The organism is Phenylobacterium sp., assembly GCF_035475775.1.
GTDB lineage: Bacteria > Pseudomonadota > Alphaproteobacteria > Caulobacterales > Caulobacteraceae > Phenylobacterium.
The window spans coordinates 1-19,093 of the sequence record NZ_DATIMC010000051.1 but is presented as its reverse complement, the minus strand read 5'-3'; the positions used below and the strand labels follow the sequence as shown (position 1 = coordinate 19,093).

Genomic DNA, 19,093 nt, shown 5'->3' with positions numbered 1-19,093 from the left:
GGAACATGCTATAGGGGCCGGCATGGCCGATGCGGGCGCGCAGCTTCCCGACCTCCTGCCGCCGAAGTTCCGGGCGTGGTTCGCCGGGCGCGGCTGGACGCCGCGGGCGCACCAGCTGGCGATGATCGAACAGGCGCGCGCCGGCCGCGACGCCCTGCTGATCGCGCCGACCGGCGGCGGCAAGACGCTGGCCGGCTTCCTGCCCAGCCTCATCGAGCTTTCCGAACGGCCGCCGGCCAGCGCGCCCGCGGGGCTGCACACGCTCTACATCTCGCCCCTGAAGGCGCTGGCGGTGGACGTGGAGCGCAACCTCACGGCGCCGATCGTCGAGATGGGGCTGCCGATCACGGCGGAGAGCCGGACCGGCGACACCGGACTCTCGCGCCGCCAGCGCCAGCGGGTGAAGCCGCCGGAGATCCTGCTGACCACGCCCGAGCAGCTCGCCCTGCTGTGCGCCTGGGAGGGCGCGCGGCTGCTGTTCGAGGGCCTGCGCTGCGTGATCCTCGACGAGATCCACACCCTGCACGCCTCCAAGCGCGGCGACCTCCTGGCGCTGGACCTGGCGCGCCTCTCCAGCCTCGCCCCGCGCATGCGCCGCGTCGGGCTCTCGGCGACGGTCGACGATCCCGAGGTGATCAAGCGCTGGATGGCCGGACCCGCAGGTTCGGGCGGGATCGAGCTGGTGACCGGCCCGCCCGGCGCGCAGCCGATCGTCGACATGCTGCTCTCGGAGGGGCGCGTGCCCTGGGCCGGCCATACGGCGCAGCACGCCATGGCGGAGGTCTACGAGGCGATCCAGCGCTCGAAGACGGCGCTGGTGTTCGTCAACACCCGCTTCCAGGCGGAGTTCGCCTTCCAGGAGCTCTGGCGGCTGAACGAGGATGCGCTCCCGATCGCGCTGCACCATGGCAGCCTGGCGGCCGAGCAGCGGCGCAAGGTCGAGGCGGCGATGGCCCGAGGCGCACTGCGCGCCGTCGTCTGCACCTCGACCCTGGACCTCGGCATCGACTGGGGCGACGTCGACCTGGTCATCCAGCTCGCCTCGCCGAAGGGGGCGGCGCGGATGGTGCAGCGGATCGGCCGCGCCAACCACCGGCTGGACGAGCCCAGTCGTGCGCTGTTCGTGCCGGCCAACCGGTTCGAGATGCTGGAGTGCCAGGCGGCCCGCGAGGCGATCGCCCAGAACGTGCTGGACGGCGATCCGCCGCGGGACGGCGCGCTGGACGTGCTGGCCCAGCACGTCATGGGCTGCGCCTGCGCCGAGCCGTTCGACATGCTCGAGCTCTACGACGAGGTCCGCAGCGCCGGGCCCTATCGCGACCTCGCCTGGGAGGACTTCGAGCAGGTGGTCGATTTCGTCTCCACCGGCGGCTATGCGCTGAAGACCTATGACCGCTTCCGCCGGATCGTGAAGGGTCCGGACGGGCGCTGGAGGGTGCGCAACGGCGAGGTCGCCCAGCGGCACCGGCTGAACGTCGGCGCGATCGTCTCGCCGGCCATGCTGGCGGTCAGGATCGCCGGCCGGCGCGGGGCCGTCGGGCGCAAGGTCGGCGAGATCGAGGAGGGCATGCTGGAGATGCTGGATCCCGGCGACACCTTCGTGTTCGCCGGCCAGGTCTGGCGGCTGGTCGGCATCACCAACCTCGACGTCCTGGTGCAGCCGGCCAACGATCGCGACGCCAAGATGCCCTCGTGGGGCGGCTCGAAGTTCGCGCTCTCCACCTTCCTGGCCAAGCGCGTGCGCCAGCTGATGACCGACCAGGACCACTGGCGGGTGCTGCCCTTAGACGTGCGCGAATGGCTGGAGGCGCAGCGCGACCGCTCGTTGATCCCGGCCGAGGACGAGATGCTGCTGGAGACCTTCGCCCGCGGGCATCGGCATTTCCTGGTCTGCTATTCCTTCGAGGGCCGGCTGGCGCACACCACGCTCGCCATGCTGCTGACGCGCCGGCTGGAGCGGCTGGGCGCCGCGCCCTTGGGCTTCGTCTGCAACGACTACGCGCTGGCGGTCTGGGCGTTGAACCCGCTGGACGGCCTCGATTTCGACGCGCTGTTCGCCGAGGACATGCTGGGCGACGACCTGGAAGCCTGGCTCGCGGAGAGCTTCATGATGAAGCGCGCCTTCAAGGGCTGCGCGATCGTCTCGGGGCTGATCGAGCGGCGCTTCCCGGGCGACCAGCAGAAGACCGGCCGGCAGATCACCTTCTCCACCGACCTGATCTACGACGTGCTGCGGCGGCACGAGCCGGACCACCTGCTGTTGCGCTGCGCCCGGGCCGATGCGGCGACCGGCCTCATCGACGTGGCGCGGCTGGGCCAGATGCTGGCGCGCATCCGCGGCCGGATCCGGCACGCGCGCCTGGACCACCTGTCGCCGTTTTCGGTGCCGATCCTCCTGGAGATCGGCAAGGAGCGCTCGCCGGGCCAGGCGGGCGAGATCATCCTGCACGAGGCGGAGGAAGACCTGATCGCCGAGGCCCTGAGTTGACCAAGCCGCTGCCCGCCTATGAGTTCTCGACCGCGCCCTGCGGTTCGCTGCGGCTCATGCTGGCGGGCGCGCGGGCGGAGCTGCGCACGTCCGGCGCGCTGTGGCTCGATCGCGACGCCGCCCTGGTCGCGGCCGACCTGCACCTGGAGAAGGGCTCTTCCTACGCCGCGCGCGGCCAGATGCTGCCGCCCTACGACACCCGCGACACCCTCGCGCGGCTGGAGGCCGAGATCGAGGCGCTGCGGCCCAGGCTCGTGGTGCTGCTGGGCGACACCTTCCACGACCGGCGCTCGGAGGATCGGCTGGCCCGCGACGACGCCGCGCGGCTCGGGGCGCTCGCCGCCGGCCGGACGCTGATCTGGGTGATCGGGAACCACGACGCCGACGGGCCCAAGGCGCTGCCGGGCGAGGTCGCAGGCGAGCTCGCGGTCGGCGGCCTCACCCTGCGCCACGAGCCGCGGCGCGGAGTCTCGCCGGGCGAAGCGGCCGGCCACCTGCACCCTGCGGCCAAGGTGCGCGCGCCGCGGGGCACGATCCGGCGGCGATGCTTCATCACCGACGGAGAGCGGATCGTGCTGCCGGCCTTCGGAGCCTATGCGGGTGGCCTGAATGTGCGCGATGAGGCCTTCCTGGGCCTGTTCGCGCGGCCGCCGCTGGCCGCCGCCGTGGGCGGCGCGCGCGTCCATGCGGTGGGCTGGCGTTCGCTGGCGGCCGACTAGGCGCCTTTCACTTCGAAGGCTGGCTTGCGGGCGAGCCCTGGGCCGGCTGACCGGGTTGCGGGGGCGGCGGCAGGCTGTTCGCCGCCGGTCCGGCCGGCGTCGGATGGGTGTCGGAGAGCGTGGTCGTATCAGGCGGCGGCGCGTGCGGGGCCTGGGCGGCCGGCCCCTGGGCCCCGGGGGTCGAAGCGGCGTCGGGCATGGCGGTGGCGACCTCGCTGTGCTCGGGCGAATGCTGCTTGACGCAAGCGGCCAGGCTGAGCGCGGCGATCGCGCTGGCGGCCAGGAGGGCGGATTTCATCGGGCGTCTCCTCGATTTCGCGCCGTGAAACGCCCGGGACGCGCCTTGGGTCCGCTCAGCCCGCCGGACCCCGCCCGCGGCGGAGCTGCAGATCGACCCCGCTCGCGCGGTGGGAGACGAAGAGGCTGTTGCTCCAGCGGTTGAAGCCGATCACGCGAGCGCCATGCGCGCCCACCAGCTGCATCCCATCGGCGGTGGGCCGCCAGCCGGCGACGGCCGACGGCAGATCCGCGCCGCAGGTCGCCGGGGCGTTGGCCGCATAGGCGCCGCCTCGCGTCTTCCTGGCGGTCAGCGTGATCACGCAAAGATCGCGGCCGCCGGCGGCCAGGGTCCACGGCCCGGCGGCGTCAGACGGCGCGAGCGGCAGGCCCGCCTGGTTGTCCTCGGCCCGCGCCGCCTGTGCGAAGGCGAGCAGCGCCGCGGCGGTCAGGCCGGCCATGACCTCGGGTCTCATGCAGTTCCTCCCTGAGGTTCGCAGGGAGGAGAACGCGAGCCGTCGCGGCCGAGTTGCGGTCCAGATGCGGACGTGGCCCCGTGCGTTGGGGAGCCCGGGGCCACGCCGCTGCTGCGATTGGGGGCTATTGCTCCCCGGACGCCGCGACACGTTCGCGCGAGCGGACCTGCAGAGCGGTCGCCTGCTGCGCAGACGGCGTGCTGCTGGCCACCGCCGCCCGCAGGCAGGCCCGGCGCGCCTGGACCGCCGCCAGATCGACGATCTGCGGCGCGGGGCCGCAAAGCGCCGAGGCGGCCGCCGAGATGCGAGCCGCAAGCTGCGCCTGCCCGGAAGCGCTGGCGAGGTTGAGATCGGAGTATTGGACCACCGTCTTCGGCGCATCGCCGGCGGCGGCTTGGGTCGCGGCGCCCGCACATCCCAGGACGAGGGCTGTCGTCGCGATCGTGGCAAATGCCTTGAGCATAGTCGCACCCCATCAGAATCGTTTGTGATGGGCTGAGCATGAGGGCAAATTGTTGCGCGAGTATTTGCATTTCCTGTGGTCGCGTCGACAGCGATGAGCTAAATGCCGCCAATCGGCGAAATAATATTGCTCGTCTGGCGGGCGCCGCGAACCCTCGGTTGTTCCTCGATGAAAGATGGCTCTCCTTCTCATCGCTACTATGACGTGACGTTCGACGCCGACTTTCTCACCGCGGCGCGCGACGATGGCCGGCAGCTTCGCTTCTCCCGCTTGGAACGGACCCTTCTGACCAGCCTGGCGCGCAGGCCAGGGCGGCTGTTCTCGCGCGAACAGCTGCTCGCCGCGATGCGCTCGGAGCCGGACGAGCTCAACGATCGCAATGTCGACTTCGTCATCAACCGGCTGCGCAGGAAGCTCGACGATCCGGCGCGGGCGCCGCGGTTCATCGCCACGCAATACGGCGAAGGCTATGTCTGGATCGCCCCGCTGCGCCAGGTCGCCGCCCGCGGGTTCCTGGTGATCGGGCCGCTGCGCGGGCTCACCGGCGCCGCCGATGGGCCAATCCTCCACCACATGCTCGACCGACTGCATGAGCAGATCGCCGGGCGCTGCGCCGTGGGGCAGGAGATCGTCCTGCTGCCGAACTGGTCGCGCGAGCCCGGCGCCTTCCGGTTTTCGGTGAGCGTCGACCTGATCTTCGACGGCGGCCGCCTGCAGGCGGCGTTTGCGTTGCGTGACGAGGACCGCGGACGCGTGGTGCGCGTCGTGCGCTGCGCCCTCGAGCCCGAGGTGATCGCGGAGCGGATGCGCGAGGCGGCGAGCCGGCTGGTCGCGGCGATCTGGCGCGATCTGGTGCTGTTTCCCGGCGCACAGCACGAGCCGGCCGGTCCGCCGCTCGAAATCCGCATGCAGGACGCGGCCGCGACGCTGTCCCGCAGCATCGATCGGGGCTGGGCCTATATCGCCGAACGCCTGGCGGAAGAGCAGGCCGAGGCGCCCGACGACCCGGAGCTCGCGGTCATGCGGGCGACCTATCTCTATGCCCGCATGATGGGCGGCATCGACTTCGACGGCCAGCCGGAGAGCTATCGCCGCCTGGAAGCTGAAATGGAGCGGCTGCTGCTCGGCGCTCTCCCGGAGGTCCGCGCGGATCCGATCCTCAGGCTGGCGGTCGCCAAGCTCTTGTTCATGGTGGGCGGCCGTCACCTTGCGGTCGTCGAGGAGCTGATCCGCGAGAGTCTCGCCGAGAGCAGCATGTTTGCGGCCGTGCTCTCGCACCAAGGCACGCTGCACGCGTTCCGCGGCGATCTTGCCGCCGCGGTCGGCGCGTTCGACCAGGCGCTGGCGCTCTGCCAGCCCGGCACCGAGTTCCAGATCTATCTGCTCGTCAAGAAGTCGACGCTGCCGTTGGCCGACGGCGATTGGCCGGGCTGCTGCGCGATCTTCCGGCAAATCGTCGAGCATAAGCCTGCGGCGGAGCGCCAGTTGCAGCTCTTCTACCTGCCGGGCGACGACCGGCTGCTGGAACCCCCCATGGCGAAGGCTGTCGAACGGGCCACACGGGGTCTGGCGGCCTGGGTCATGTCCCACCAGCTGTTCATGATCGCCCGCCACTTCAGCGAGCCGCGACACGCGCGCAACATCATGGCTGGGCCCGCGCGCCACCTCCTGCCCCGCTTCGGGGACTCCATACTGCCGGCCGAGGCCCCATCCGGCATGGCTTGGCTGCTGGACGAGCTGCGCGCCATGGCCGCGCCCGGCGAGCGCTGCGCAGGCTAGCCGCGCAAAGCCTTGTCGAGGCAGACCGCGAGAGAGATGCAGGCCGCAGCGGTGATCGCCGTGGAGAGCTTCGGGTAGCGGGCCGGCACCTCGGGCGCCTGGTGATCGAACAGCCACTGGACCAGGAAGGCGGCGATGCCGGCGCCGATGATCCAGCGATCGGCGATGCGATGGCGCGCGAGCAGCAGCAGCCAGGCCACGACCCCGGAGGACACCGAAATCATCTGGCGCGGCCACCGCGGGCGGGGCAGCAGGCTTTCCATTCCCCAGCGGACGCCGCCCAGGAAGCACAGCACCACCGCCGACCAGGTCAAGATGACGGTCAAGGCCGGCCTCGCCGCCTCCGGCGGGCCGTAGCCATAAGCGGCGGCGGAGATCGGAAACGGCGCGAGCGCCAGGAGCGCGATGGCCCAGAGCGCCATCGGCGGCGCCTCGTTGCGGGAGAGGATCTCCGCCTCGTCCATCAGCATCCAGTCCCCCCGTCGCGCTGGCGATGCGGCCTTGGACGCACCCGGCGCGAGATCCTCGCGGCTAGACCTGCCGACCCCGATGGTTGGACCGCGGAAAGGTAAACGCCGCGTTCACGATGAGCCGGCCCCTCAGCGCGTGAATACCGAAAGCTTCGCCGTAGTGCGGGGATCGAGCGAACCGGTCGCGGTCAGGCCGTGATCGCGCTGGTAGGCCGCGATGGCGAGCGTCAGGTTGGATGAAGGGGCGCCGCTCACCGCGCCCCGATAGTAGCCGAGCCGGGCCAGCACCCGTTGCGCCTCAGCCACGGTCGCGCCGTTCGCCGTGTGGCTGGCGGGCGCGGCCTCGCCGCGCGGGCGGAACGCCTGGGCCGCCTTCTGCGCCGATGCAAGGGCCGCCGGCGAGAGCTTCGCCTCGAGCGCGAGGGCGTTGGCGCGCGCCTCGCCGTCGCCGCCGGCCGCAGCGATCGAGAACCACTTGTACGCCTGAGCCTCGTCGCGTCCCACGCCCGATCCGGATTCGTAGAGCAGGCCGAGGTTGTACTGCGAATCGACCACGCCGGCCTCGGCGGCGCGGCGGAACCAGGCGGCGGCCTCGGCGAGGTTCTGCGCGCCGCCCTCGCCGCGGAAATAGTAGAGGGCGAGGTTGTGCATGGCCGAGCGGTCGCCGCCCTGGGCCGCGGCCTCCGTCCACCTGCGGGCTTCGGCCGGGCTCTTCAGCACCCCGAACTGGCCTGTCTCGTAGAGTTTGGCGAGGTAGAACTGCGCCGGCCCGTAGCCGTCATCGGCGACCCGCTTGAGCCGCATGAGACCGCCCGCTTCGCCCGATTCAAGACTCCGCACCGCCGCTTCGTAGGCCGCAGCACGCGCCTGCGGGGCGACTGCAGCGTCGATCTCGGGAGTTGGGGCTGCGGCGCCGAGCGACTGGGGCGCCAAGGCCACCGCGGCGCGTGGCGCAGGCGCGCCCGGCTCAGGCGAAAGCGAGGCTTCCGGCTCGGGGCGCGGCCCCTCCATCAGGACGACGCCGGCGGCCGCGACCGAGAGGAAGGCCGCGCCGCCGGCGACCATCAGCGCCGTCTGCCAGCTGGAAGTCGGTCGCAGCTGCGAACGGAAGCCCAGCCGCCCGAACAGGCGCCCGCCCGCGCGGCCGGCGGGCCGGCGCTCGGGGGGCGCGAAGGCTTGCGGACCGGCCGCGGCGCGCGCGGCGATCCTGGCCTGCTCGATCACCTCGCGGGTGGACAGGCCCTGGCGCTCGGCGGCCAAGGCGTCCCCCGTCTCGTCGTCGGCGGCGAAGGCGTCGTCCTCGAGGTCGGCGATGGGCGCGAAGTCGTCTTCATCGTCATCATAGAGGGTGGGGCCGCTCGGCGGCGGTTCCGGCTCCAGGTCGGCCGGCGCGGGCTCGGCGCGGGCCAGGAGCTCGGGAAAGGCGTGCACCGGCGGGGGCGTCGGCTGGACGGAGGTCGCCTCGAGCCTGGCCTGGGCCGCGGCGAGCCGCGCCTCGATCCCCGCGCGCGCCTCTTCCAGAAACCGGGCGGTGCGCTCCTCGCTCTGGCGCAGGCGCTCGGCGAGATCGTCGGACAGCCGCTCGTGACGGTGCTCCATGCGCTCGGTGACGCGCGCCACCTGCTCGCCGACATCCTCGATGGCCTGCGCGGCGCGACGCTCCGATTGTTCGAGGCGCTCGCTCAGACGCTCGGCCCCGCGGCCGATCTCCTCGCCCAGCCGGCGCAGCGCCTCGGCTTGCGCCTGCTCGGCGTGGGCCAGCCGGCCCTCCAGCATCGCGCCGAGGCGTCCGACATCGGCCGCGACCTGCTCGGCGGCGGCGGCGCTCTGCTGCTCGGCGCCCTGCAGGCGTCGGTTGAGGGCTTCCGCCAGGGCCAGGACCTCGCGGCCCATCCGATCGATAGCGCGCGCGGAGCGGGATTCGACGGCCGCGACCTGCGCAGCCATCCGGGCGAGGCGATCGTCGAGCGGCCCGGCCGCGGCGCCTCCCAGGTGGGCGGCCGCCTCGGCGCGGGCTTCATCGACCCGGCGGCCGAGGTCCTGGGCGAGCGCCTCCAGGCGCCGGTCGAGGCCGAGGCTCGCGCCCCCTTCCACGACGCGCAGGCGGCCATCGAGCGCCGCCAAGGCCTGGCGCAGCGCCTCCAGCGACTCCGTCGTGCGCCCCTCCGCCCCGGCCAGGCGTTCGCCGATCCGCGCCGTGACCTCGTCGATCAGCTCCGCGCCCCCGGAGCTCGGGATCTCGACCTCATCGCCGTAGAGAGCTCGAAGCGCCTCGGCCGACCGGGGTCCGGCGGGGTTCGCCTCGCCACGCGCCGGCGGGCGATGCGAAATCTCCTCGATCCGGGCGGCCACGGCGATCTGCTCGCGCTCGGCGGCGTCGATTCGCGCCACGGCCTCGCGCACGGCGTGCTCGATCCCGGAGATCGCCAGGCTCGTGCGCGTCTCCGAGGCCTCGATGCGGTCGGCGAGCCGGTCCAGGGCCTGGGCCACGCGGCCGGGGTCCTGGCCAGGGCCGCGGGAGGAGGCCAGACGGAGGGGACTTCCGGGCGGAGTCCGTGCGGGCCGCGCAAGGTCGGCCTGGGAAGCGACCTCTTCGGGCACGTCGTCCTCGAGGATGACCCGGTTCAGCCACTCGCCCAGGGTCACTCCGGAGCGACGGGCAAGCTCCTTGGCGACCTCTCGGGCCTTAGGATCAATCCCCTTGACGCTCCAGGGCGCCGCCCCCGCCATCGAATCGTTCTCCAGGACAACCAGGACGCTAACCACCGATTGTTGGGGTGTAAACGCGAGCAACACGCAAGATATTGCGTCTGGATGGGTTCTCCTGTGGACGGACGCGCCGCGCCAGGCGGCGCGGCTTCCGCCGAGTCGCCGCGGGTGCGATAGGCGGTCGCAGATGGACCTCACGCCCACGCTCATGGTCGGCGGCGCACTGGCCGCGATCGCCGTGGTCTCAGGATGGCTGGGCGCCCGGCCGCCGAATCCGAAGCGCGGGCCGCGGCTGATCCCGTGGCGCCTGATCATGCTGCTGGCCGCGGCCGGGGTCATGATCATGGCGGTCCACGTGGTGAACCTGCTGGGCTTCAGGACCGGCCGCTAGGCGGCTTGCGGCATCTCCCGCCCGGGCTCGCGGCGAGGCCGCTTGGCGAGCCCCGCGACGCCGCCGGAGGACAGCAGGCCGACATCGGCCAGCAGCAGGGGGATGGCCCACCTGTGCGGCGCGGCGATGTAGCGGGGCTGCCAGACCGGATCGTACTTGTCCTTGTAGCGGCGGACGCCCTGGAAATTGTAGATTTCCTCGCCACGCTCGAAGAGCAGGCGTCCCACGCGCGACATCATCGGCGCGAGCGGCCGGTCCTCGAGTCCGGCCAGCGGCGCCATGCCGAACTCGATGGCCTCGAAGCCCTGCTCGCGGCCCCAGGCGATCAACTCCACGAACAGGTAGTCCATGATGTTCTTCGGCGCCTCGTCGGCGTAGCGCATCAGGTCCATCGAGAAGGCGCTCTTGGCGGCGGTGGTCCAGAGCGTCGCGAACGCGACGGGACGGCCGCGGTCGCGGACCAGGGCGACCGGGAACTCCCTGACGTAGCGCGGCGTGAAGCTTCCCATCGAGAAGCCCTTCTCACCGCCGGCGTGGTGCGAGAGCCATTCGTCGGAAATCGCCTGCAGGTCGTCCATCACGGCGGCCACCCGATCGCCGGTCAGCACCTCGAAGCTCGCGCCCTCCTCGGCCGCCTTGCGCCAGGCGCGACGCAGGTTGCCGCGCCGGCGGCCCTCGATGGAAAAGGTCTCGAGCGGCACGGCGGCCGCCTCCCCCACCTTCTGGATCGAGAAGCCGAGCTCGACAACATCGGGCAGGTCATCCGCCAGCAGGCCGTAGAGGCCGGGCCGCGCGGCGTGGGAATCGGCGAGCTCGCGGAACGCCCAGAACAGCTCCAGCCGTTCGTCGCGCCGCCCGACCGGCCCGCCGAGCGCGATCCAGCTGCGGCCGCGCACGCCGAACATCAGGAAGCTCTCGCCGCTTGCCGAGAAGATGAACCGCTTGTCGCCCAGGAGGGCGAGGTTGGACGAAGCCTCGGCGGCCTCCGCGCCCGCCAGGATGGCGCGCACCTTGTCGAACTCCGGATCGGCCTCGCCGGCGACCTTCGGCGTCGCGGCGGAGGCGAACAGCCGCCACAGCCCGAACGCGAACAGGCCCAGCGCCGCGCCCGCCCAGGCGCGGATCGAGCGCTCCGCATCGGCGTCGGCCATCACCCGCCACCAGGGCAGGCTGGCGTAGTCGGCGTGCTGGAACGACCACAGGCCCAGCAGCCCCGCGCCGAGCACCGCGCAGGCGGCCGAGACCAGCCAGCCAGGCGTGATCTCCATGCGCATGAGCCGCGCCTTGCGCGGAAAGGCGCGGTGGAACGGGAGCAGCAGCACCGCGAGCGCCACATAGGCCGCGGTCTCCTCCCAGTTGAGGCCCTTCAGCAGGGCCAGCGGAGCGGCGACCAGCAGCACCGTCACGCTGGCCCACCAGGCGGCGTCGAGCCGCGCCCGAAGGCCGAACGACAGCAGGATCAGCGCCAGGCCCAGGATCGAGGAGAGGAAGTGGCTGGTCTCGATCAGGTAGACCGGCGCGACTTCCAGCAGCTTCATGAACCGCACGGGCTCGGACGGCGTCGCCCCCGACGCCACCAGCGCGACGCCGGCCCCGAGCGTCAGCAGCGCCGCCGTCCAGGGCGCGGCCGCGAACAGCGCCGGCCGGACGTCTCGGAACAGACGAAGGAATTGCATGCGACCTCGTTGCAGTGCGGCGCGCCTTATAGCCCGGATCGGACGCGAGTGGCCCGCGGCGTTGTCTCAAACAACTGTTCGTCCGGCTTGGCTCGGGCGCGCCGCCCGCGGTAAGGTGGGGGCTCGACATTCCCCGATCCCGCGTTGGAGGACGCCATGGCCGACTTCGGCGGCGCCGAGCTCGAGGCATTCCGCACCGAGGTGCGAAGCTGGCTCGAGGCCAATTATCCGCCAGAGCTGCGCCAGCCGGACGCCAAGACCGATCCGGAAGCCGTCTGGGGCGGCCGCGCCTTCGAAGGCTCCCAGGATCCGCAGATCGTCTGGATGCGGCGCATGGCGCAGAAGGGCTGGACCGCGCCGACCTGGCCCAAGGACTACGGAGGCGGCGGGCTCTCGCCGCAGCAGGCGCGGGTGCTGGACCAGGAGTTGAGCGCCGGCCGCTACCGTCCGGCGCTGCTGTCCTTCGGCCTGTGGATGCTCGGGCCCGTGCTGCTCGAATACGCCAGCGAAGAGCAGATGAAGGAGCACCTGCCGAAGATCGTGAAGGGCGAGATCCGCTGGTGCCAGGGCTACTCCGAGCCGGGCGCCGGGTCCGACCTGGCCGGCCTGCAGACCCGCTGCGTCGACAAGGGCGATCACTGGCAGATCGACGGCAGCAAGATCTGGACGAGCTACGCCAACAGGGCGGACTGGTGCTTCTGCCTGGTCAGGACGGACCCGTCGAAGAAGCACGAGGGGATCTCCTTCGTGCTCATCGACATGGCGAGCCCCGGGGTCGAAACGCGGCCGATCCGGCTGATCTCGGGCGAGAGCCCGTTCTGCGAGACCTTCTTCACCGAGGTGAAGATTCCCAAGGGGAACCTGGTGGGCCGGCTGAACGGCGGCTGGGAGATCGCCAAGCGGCTCCTCCAGTACGAGCGGCAGAACATCTCGGCGGGCTTCGGCGAGGGCGGCACGGCGGGCGGCGCGTCCGGCGACCTGGCGCAGATCGCCAGGCGCTACCTCCCGGACGAGAGCGGTCGGCTCGCGGATGGCGACCTGCGCCGGCGGATCACCGAGAACAAGATGGACTTCCAGGCGCTGCGCCAGACCATCGCCCGCTCGGCGGCGGAGAGCCGGGCCGGCAACGGGCCATCGGCGGCGACCTCGATCATCAAGTACGCCGCGGCCGAGCTGGCCAAGCAGCGCTCGGAGCTGATGATCGAGGCCATGGGCGGCCACGGGCTCGGCTGGGAAGGGGAAGGCTTCTCGGCCCCGGAGATCGCCGCCGTGCGCGGCTGGCTGCGCACCAAGGCCAACTCGATCGAGGGCGGCACCTCGGAGATCAACCTCAACGTGGTGGCCAAGCGGGTGCTGGGCCTGCCCGACCCCAAGTGAATTCTTAGACGCTCATCTCATTAGAGGCATTTCAAATGGCGGATTTCGGCGGCGGCGTGGACCTCGAGGCGTTCCGGATCGAGGCGCGGACCTGGCTCGAGGCGAACTTCCCCAAGACCCTGGCCAACGACCCGGCGGCCCAGACCGCCAAGATGCAGGCCCTGCCCGAGAGCGAGGAGGCCCGCGCCTGGCGCCGCGCCATGGGGGCGAAGGGCTGGGGCGTGCCCACCTGGCCGAAGGACGCCGGCGGCGGCGGGCTCTCGCGGGCCGAAGCGCGCGTGCTGCAGGAGGAGATGGCGAGGATCGGCGCGCGCAATCCGATCGGCGGCATGGGCGTGATGATGTTCGGGCCGACGCTCATCGAGTACGGGACGGAAGCGCTCAAGAAGCAACATCTCCCAGGTATCGTCTCGGGGGAAGTCAGGTGGTGCCAAGGTTATTCCGAACCCGGTTCCGGCTCCGACCTCGCCTCTCTTCAGACGAAAGCTGAAGACAGGGGCGATCATTACCTTGTCAACGGCCAGAAGATCTGGACAAGCGGCGCTCACCTGGCGGATCGGTGCTTCTGCCTGGTGCGGACCGATCCCAGCAAGAAGCACGAGGGGATCAGCTTCCTGCTGATCGACATGAAGACGCCCGGCGTCGAGACACGGCCGATCCGGCTGATCAACGGCACCTCGCCGTTCTGCGAGACCTTCTTCACCGACGTGAAGGTCCCCAAGGACCAGCTGTTCGGCCCGCTGAACGGCGGCTGGACGGTCGCCAAGCGGCTGCTGCAGTTCGAGCGCGACAACATCTCGGCAGGCCTGGGCGGCGGCAACATCGGGGCGGCCCAGGTCTGGCCGGTGCAGGATGCCGCCAAGGCGTACGTGGGCGTCGACGAAACCGGGCGGCTCGCCGACGCCGACTTCCGCCGGCGGATCACCGACCATCTGATCGAGGCGAAGAGCTTCCAGCTCACCGTCCGGCGCGCCGGCGACGAATCCAGGTCGAACCAGGGGCCGTCCGCGGCGACCTCGATCATGAAGTACGCGGGCGCCAAGATCGCCCAGGACCGCAACGAGCTGCTGATCGAGGCGCTCGGCCACCAGGGCCTCGGCTGGGAAGGCGAGGGCTTCTCCGAAGCCGAGGTCAACGCGCTCAGGACGATGCTGCGCTCGAAGGCCAACTCCATCGAAGGCGGCACCTCGGAGATCAACCTGAACGTGGTCGCCAAGCGGGTGCTGGGCCTGCCGGACCCAAAGTGAGGCGAAGAGCAGTCAGCGCTGACTCCTAATGCCCGATTTTGCGTGTTATAATAGATTAAATATTTGAATTATTGAGGAGAATTGAGATGGCCGATTTCGGCGGCTCCGATCTCGACGCGTTCCGGGCCGAGGCCCGCGAGTGGCTGGAGGCCAATTTCCCGAAGTCGCTGAGGAATTCCGAGCAGGCGATGATCCCGGGCGGCGAGAAGCCGAGCGGCGATGCGCTTGTCTGGAAGCAGCGGATGGCCGAGAAGGGCTGGGGCGCGCCCACCTGGCCCAAGCAGTACGGCGGCGGCGGCCTCGCGGGCCCGCAGGCGCGCGTGCTGCAGCAGGAGATGGACCGCATCGGCGCCTACAACCCGGTGGCCGGCATGGGCACCTCGATGTTCGGCCCGACGCTCCTGGAATACGGCACCGAGGACCAGAAGCAGCGGCATATCCCGCCGATCGTCCGCGGCGAGATCCGCTGGTGCCAGGGCTATTCCGAGCCGGGCGCCGGCTCAGACCTCGCAAGTCTTCAGACGAAGTGCGAAGATGCGGGCGACCACTGGGTGGTCAATGGCCAGAAAATCTGGACAAGTGGCGCACAATACGCGGACTGGTGCTTCTGTCTTGTCCGCACGGACACTTCCAAGAAGCATGAGGGCATCAGCTTCGTGCTGATCAACATGCACCAGCCGGGGGTGGAGACCCGGCCGATCAAGCTGATCGCCGGCTCCTCGCCGTTCTGCGAGACCTTCTTCACCAACGCCCGGGTCGAGAAGAACGACATGGTCGGGCCGCTGAACGGCGGCTGGACCGTGGGCAAGCGGCTGCTGCAGCACGAGCGCTCGGGCCAGGGCGGCAACCGGATGATGTCGGGGCCGAGCGTCGTCGACCTCGCCAAGACCTACGTCGGCGTGGACGCCAAGGGCCGGATCGCCGATTCCGACCTGCGCTCGCGGATCGCCAAGCACCAGATCGACGCCAAGGCGCACGCGCTGACGCTGAAGCGGGCGGCCGACGAGGCGAAGGGCAACCTCAACCCCTCGGCCACGACGTCGGTGATGAAGAACTCCGGCACCTGGATCGGCCAGGAGAAGGCCGAGCTGACCCTCGAGATCATGGGCCACCAGGGCCTGGGCTGGGACGGCGAGGGCTTCTCGAAGCTCGAGCGCGATGCGGTGAGGAGCTGGCTGTCGGGCAAGGCGACGACGATCTTCGGCGGCTCGCAGGAGGTGCAGTCGAACATCGTCTCCAAGCGCATCCTGGGGCTGCCGGACACGACGCAGTCGACCTGAGCACAATGCCGTCATCCCGGCGGCCGTGAGGCCGATCCGGGACCCAGGGTTCGCCGCCTTGCAGAACCCGCTGGGTCCCGGCTCTCCGCTTCGCTTCGGCCGGGATGACGGCCAAGAGAACGGTCAAGGTGGAGGAACGACGATGGCGGATTTCGGCGGGACCGAGCTGGAGACCTTCCGGGCCGAGGCGCGCGAGTGGCTGGAGGCGAATTTCCCGATGAGCCTGCGCGGCCAGCAGGAGGAGCCGGAAGGCCCCGACGAGAAGAGCGCCGACCGCGAAGCCTGGAAAAGCGCCATGGGCGAGAAGGGCTGGGGCACCCCCGCCTGGCCCAAGGCCTACGGCGGCGGCGGGCTCTCGCGCGAACAGGCCAAGGTGCTGGCCGAGGAGATGCGCCGGATCGGCGCCTACAACCCGATCGGCGGCATGGGCGTGGTGATGTTCGGCCCGACGCTCCTGGAGTACGGCACCGAGGACCAGAAGCGGCGGCACATCCCGCCGATCGTGAAGGGCGAGCTGCGCTGGTGCCAGGGATTCTCCGAGCCGGGCGCCGGCTCCGACCTGGCGGGCCTGCAGACCAAGGCTGAAGACAAGGGCGAGTATTTCCTGGTCAATGGCCAAAAAATCTGGACAAGCGGCGCGCACCTGGCCGACTGGTGCTTCTGCCTCACGAGGACAGATCCGAGCAAGAAGCACGAAGGGATTTCGTTTCTTCTGATCGACATGAAGGCCCCTGGCGTCGAGCCCAAGCCGATCCGGCTGATCAACGATACGACGCCTTTCTGCGAGACCTTCTTCACCGACGTGAAGGTGCCGAAGGAGAACCTGGTCGGGCCGCTGAACGGCGGCTGGACGATCGCCAAGCGGCTCTTGCAGCACGAGCGGCAGGGGATCTCGGGCGCCGGCGGCACCTCGAGCGGCAATCCCTACTACATGCCCGGGCCGCAGCTCACCGATCTGGCGCGCGACTACGTGGGCCTGGACGAGACGGGTCGCCTGCGCGACGGCGACCTGCGCCGGCGGATCACCGACCACCTGATGGAGGCCCAGGCGTTTGCGCTCACCGGCCGGCGGGCGCTGGAGGAGACCAAGTCGAACCAGGGCCCGAGCGCCGCCTCCTCCGTCCTGAAGAACGTGGGTTCGAAGCTGCGCCAGGACGGGGCGGAGCTCAGGCTCGAGGTGCTGGGCCAGCAGGGCCTGGGCTGGTCCGGGGCCGGGTTCACGCCCGACGAGCTCGCGATCATCAAGGTGATGCTGCGCGGCAAGGCCGGCACGATCGCCGGCGGCAGCTACGAGATCCAGAACAACATCATCTCCAAGCGCATCCTCGGCCTGCCCGAGACCACGCAGAAGGGGTGAGAAGAACCACGGAAAACACGGAAGACACGGAAGAGGGAACCACGGATTTCACGGATCGGCGACCGCAACGGAGGCGCAGCGGGCTAGCAGGAAGGCGCGCCGAAGGCGCGCGTGCGCTGCCAGTCCAGAGCTTTCCCGGCATCAGTGTAATCCGTGAAATCCGTGGTTCGTTCGATGGCGCCCTATTCCGTGTGTTCCGTGTCTTCCGTGGTCTTGCTACAGAGATCGTGACGGCGGCGTCATTTCAGGCCGTCTGACGGATATTCAAGGAGCGGATTTCGAATGGCGGATTTTGGAGGGAGCGAACTCGAGACCTTCCGCGCGGATGTGCGGACATGGATCGAGGCGAACTTCCCGGCCTCGCTGAAGGGCAGGCCCAACCCGATGATGCGGGAGGAGCGGACCAAGCCCACGGCCGATCAGGAAGCCTGGCGCAAGGCGATGGGCGAAAAGGGCTGGGGCACACCCACCTGGCCGAAGGAGTACGGCGGCGGCGGGCTGAGCCCCGCGCAGGGCCGGATCGTGCAGCAGGAGCTGGCGCGCGCCGGGGCCTACAATCCGATCGGCGGCATGGGCGTGATGATGTTCGGCCCGACGCTGCTGGAGTACGGCGCCGAGGCGCAGAAGCAGGAGCACATCCCGCCGATCGTGCGCGGCGACCTGCAGTGGTGCCAGGGCTACTCCGAGCCGGGCGCCGGCTCCGACCTGGCAAGTCTTCAGACGCGCGCCGAAGACAAGGGCGACCACTTCCTGATCAATGGCCAGAAAATCTGGACAAGTGGCGCACAATTCGCGGACTGGTGCTTCTGTCTTGTCCGAACGGATACTTCGAAGAAGCATGAAGGCATCTCGTTCGTGCTGATCGACATGCATCAGCCGGGCGTGGAAGTCCGGCCGATCAAGCTGATCGCCGGAAGCTCGCCGTTCTGCGAGACCTTTTTCACCAATGCCGTGGCGCTGAAGAAGAACCTCGTCGGGCCGCTGAACGGCGGCTGGACCATCGGCAAGCGCCTGCTGCAGCACGAGCGCTCGGGGCTCTCGGGCGGGGGTGGCGGCGGCTTCGGCGGCAGCGCGGCGCCGGAGGAGCTCGCCAAGACCTACGTCGGCGTCGACGAGGAAGGCCGGATCGCCGACCACGACCTGCGCACCCGGGTGGTGCAGAACGCCATCGACCTGCGCGCCTTCCAGCTCACCGCGATGCGCGCGATGTCGGAGGCGAAGGGCAACCAGGGCCCGACGGCGGCGACCTCGATCATGAAGAACGCGGCCACCCGCACCCTGCAGGACCGCGCCGAGCTGACCCTCGAGATCATGGGCCACCAGGGCCTCGGCTGGGAGGGCGACGGCTTCTCCAGGGACGAGCTCGCGGCGGTGCGCGGCTGGCTGGGCGGCAAGGCCACCACGATCTACGGCGGATCGCAGGAGATCCAGAGCAACATCATCTCCAAGCGCATCCTGGGCCTGCCCGACCTGACGCAGTCGTCGAAGTGAGGAATTGAACCGCGGAAAACGCAGAAAGACGCGGAAGGAGAACCACGGATTTCACGGATTGCACGGATGAGGTTCGGAACACCTTGTTCTCGGATCATTGCGCGCCAGAGGCGCGCGGTGACAACCCCGCCCAGACTGCCGCGTCATCCGTATGGATCCGTGAAATCCGTGGCCTTCTTCCTTCTGCGTCTTCCGCGTAGTCCGCGGTTCCCAAAAACGACTTGAATCCCGCCGCCCGGCGGGGCTGGAATTGAAACCGAAACGATTTTGACGAGGACATTGAAATGGCCGTTCTGACCGAAGAACAGAGCATGCTGAAGGACGCGGCGAAGAGCTGGGTCCAGGAGAAGAGCCCGGTCTCCGCCTTCCGAAAGATGCGCGATTCAGGCGTCGAGCTGGGCTATGACGCGGGCGCCTGGAACGAGATGGCCGAGATGGGCTGGGCCGGCGTCATCATCCCCGAGGAATACGGCGGATCGAACTTCGGCTACCTGAGCCTCGGCCTGATCCTGGAGGAGCTGGGCCGCACGCTCACCGCCTCACCGCTCTTGGCCTCGGGCCTGGCCGGCGCCTCGGCGCTGATCCTCGGCGGCACGGATGCGCAGAAGTCCGAATGGCTGCCGAAGATCGCCGAAGGCTCGGTGGTCGCCACGCTCGCCGTCGACGAGGGCCCGCACCACAATCCGGAGAAGGTCGAGACGGCCTTCAAGGACGGCAAGATCACCGGCAAGAAGACCTTCGTGCTGGAGGGCATGGCCGCCAACATCCTGATCGTCTCGGCCAAGGGCCCGAACGGGATCGGCCTCTACCTGGTGAAGGCCGACGACGCCGGCGTGAAACGCCAGCGCCTGCACCTGGCCGACAGCCGCGGCGCCGCCAACGTCGAGTTCTCAG

Annotated in this window: 16 protein-coding genes and 1 pseudogene; 10 read left to right on the top strand and 7 right to left on the bottom strand. The window is 70.1% G+C overall.

What is annotated here, in order from left to right; genetic code table 11:
• Positions 1-22: 22 nt before the first annotated feature.
• Together VLI41_RS06195 and pdeM are read left to right on the top strand one after the other, a co-directional pair.
• Entirely contained in the window at positions 23-2,488 is a 2,466-nt protein-coding gene (locus VLI41_RS06195; RefSeq protein ID WP_325267190.1) for a ligase-associated DNA damage response DEXH box helicase, read from the top strand.
• A 56-nt stretch (positions 2,489-2,544) separates the two neighbouring features.
• Positions 2,545-3,207, top strand: coding sequence for a ligase-associated DNA damage response endonuclease PdeM (pdeM, locus tag VLI41_RS06190; protein WP_325267216.1), 663 nt, complete (start codon positions 2,545-2,547; stop codon positions 3,205-3,207).
• A 7-nt stretch (positions 3,208-3,214) separates the two neighbouring features.
• Here the strand turns inward: pdeM and VLI41_RS06185 are convergent, their stop codons facing one another.
• The 3 genes from VLI41_RS06185 to VLI41_RS06175 all read right to left on the bottom strand — a co-directional run bounded on the left by VLI41_RS06185 (position 3,215) and on the right by VLI41_RS06175 (position 4,422).
• Complete coding sequence (locus VLI41_RS06185; protein WP_325267189.1) at positions 3,215-3,505, bottom strand: hypothetical protein; 291 nt, start codon at positions 3,503-3,505, stop codon at positions 3,215-3,217.
• A 55-nt stretch (positions 3,506-3,560) separates the two neighbouring features.
• Positions 3,561-3,959 (bottom strand): AprI/Inh family metalloprotease inhibitor, encoded by a 399-nt coding sequence (locus tag VLI41_RS06180; protein WP_325267188.1) that lies wholly within the window; start codon positions 3,957-3,959, stop codon positions 3,561-3,563.
• Between the two features lie 124 nt (positions 3,960-4,083).
• Positions 4,084-4,422 carry a UrcA family protein gene (locus tag VLI41_RS06175; protein ID WP_325267187.1) on the bottom strand — a complete coding sequence of 113 codons (339 nt, stop codon included), beginning with the start codon at positions 4,420-4,422 and terminating at the stop codon, positions 4,084-4,086.
• Positions 4,423-4,626: 204 nt separating this feature from the next.
• Between VLI41_RS06175 and VLI41_RS06170 the strand changes: the two genes are divergently transcribed.
• The gene (locus tag VLI41_RS06170) at positions 4,627-6,201 is read left to right on the top strand and encodes a winged helix-turn-helix domain-containing protein (protein WP_325267186.1); all 1,575 of its coding nucleotides are present in this window, start codon (positions 4,627-4,629) and stop codon (positions 6,199-6,201) included.
• On the opposite strand, the gene VLI41_RS06165 is transcribed toward VLI41_RS06170, so the two are convergent.
• The gene (locus VLI41_RS06165; RefSeq protein ID WP_325267185.1) at positions 6,198-6,671 is read right to left on the bottom strand and encodes a DUF3429 domain-containing protein; all 474 of its coding nucleotides are present in this window, start codon (positions 6,669-6,671) and stop codon (positions 6,198-6,200) included. The genes VLI41_RS06170 and VLI41_RS06165 overlap by 4 nt on opposite strands.
• Positions 6,672-6,800: 129 nt before the next feature.
• Positions 6,801-9,161, bottom strand: a complete 2,361-nt coding sequence (locus VLI41_RS06160) for an SEL1-like repeat protein (protein WP_325267184.1) — start codon at positions 9,159-9,161, stop codon at positions 6,801-6,803.
• A gap of 406 nt (positions 9,162-9,567) precedes the next feature.
• Between VLI41_RS06160 and VLI41_RS06155 the strand changes: the two genes are divergently transcribed.
• Positions 9,568-9,771 carry a hypothetical protein gene (locus VLI41_RS06155; RefSeq protein ID WP_325267183.1) on the top strand — a complete coding sequence of 68 codons (204 nt, stop codon included), beginning with the start codon at positions 9,568-9,570 and terminating at the stop codon, positions 9,769-9,771.
• Here the strand turns inward: VLI41_RS06155 and VLI41_RS06150 are convergent.
• The gene (locus VLI41_RS06150; RefSeq protein ID WP_325267182.1) at positions 9,768-11,447 is read right to left on the bottom strand and encodes a bifunctional lysylphosphatidylglycerol flippase/synthetase MprF; all 1,680 of its coding nucleotides are present in this window, start codon (positions 11,445-11,447) and stop codon (positions 9,768-9,770) included. The genes VLI41_RS06155 and VLI41_RS06150 overlap by 4 nt on opposite strands.
• 156 nt (positions 11,448-11,603) lie before the next feature.
• Between VLI41_RS06150 and VLI41_RS06145 the strand changes: the two genes are divergently transcribed.
• From VLI41_RS06145 to VLI41_RS06135, 3 genes are all read left to right on the top strand, one after another.
• On the top strand, positions 11,604-12,824 hold the full coding sequence (locus VLI41_RS06145) for an acyl-CoA dehydrogenase family protein (RefSeq protein ID WP_325267181.1): 1,221 nt from the start codon (positions 11,604-11,606) through the stop codon (positions 12,822-12,824).
• A gap of 35 nt (positions 12,825-12,859) precedes the next feature.
• Complete coding sequence (locus VLI41_RS06140) at positions 12,860-14,071, top strand: acyl-CoA dehydrogenase family protein (protein WP_325267180.1); 1,212 nt, start codon at positions 12,860-12,862, stop codon at positions 14,069-14,071.
• 86 nt (positions 14,072-14,157) lie between these two features.
• Positions 14,158-15,351 carry an acyl-CoA dehydrogenase family protein gene (locus VLI41_RS06135; RefSeq protein ID WP_325267179.1) on the top strand — a complete coding sequence of 398 codons (1,194 nt, stop codon included), beginning with the start codon at positions 14,158-14,160 and terminating at the stop codon, positions 15,349-15,351.
• An 11-nt stretch (positions 15,352-15,362) separates the two neighbouring features.
• Here the strand turns inward: VLI41_RS06135 and VLI41_RS06130 are convergent.
• Positions 15,363-15,458, bottom strand: a pseudogene (locus tag VLI41_RS06130) (hypothetical protein); the annotation flags it as partial.
• Between the two features lie 35 nt (positions 15,459-15,493).
• Here VLI41_RS06130 and VLI41_RS06125 point away from each other — a divergent pair.
• From VLI41_RS06125 to VLI41_RS06115, 3 genes are all read left to right on the top strand, one after another.
• Positions 15,494-16,708 carry an acyl-CoA dehydrogenase family protein gene (locus tag VLI41_RS06125; RefSeq protein ID WP_325267178.1) on the top strand — a complete coding sequence of 405 codons (1,215 nt, stop codon included), beginning with the start codon at positions 15,494-15,496 and terminating at the stop codon, positions 16,706-16,708.
• Positions 16,709-16,990: 282 nt separating this feature from the next.
• Positions 16,991-18,199: an acyl-CoA dehydrogenase family protein gene (locus VLI41_RS06120; RefSeq protein WP_325267177.1), complete on the top strand. Its 1,209-nt coding sequence runs from the start codon at positions 16,991-16,993 to the stop codon at positions 18,197-18,199.
• Between the two features lie 284 nt (positions 18,200-18,483).
• Positions 18,484-19,093: acyl-CoA dehydrogenase family protein (locus tag VLI41_RS06115; protein WP_325267176.1), on the top strand; the 610-nt coding region annotated here is incomplete at its 3' end.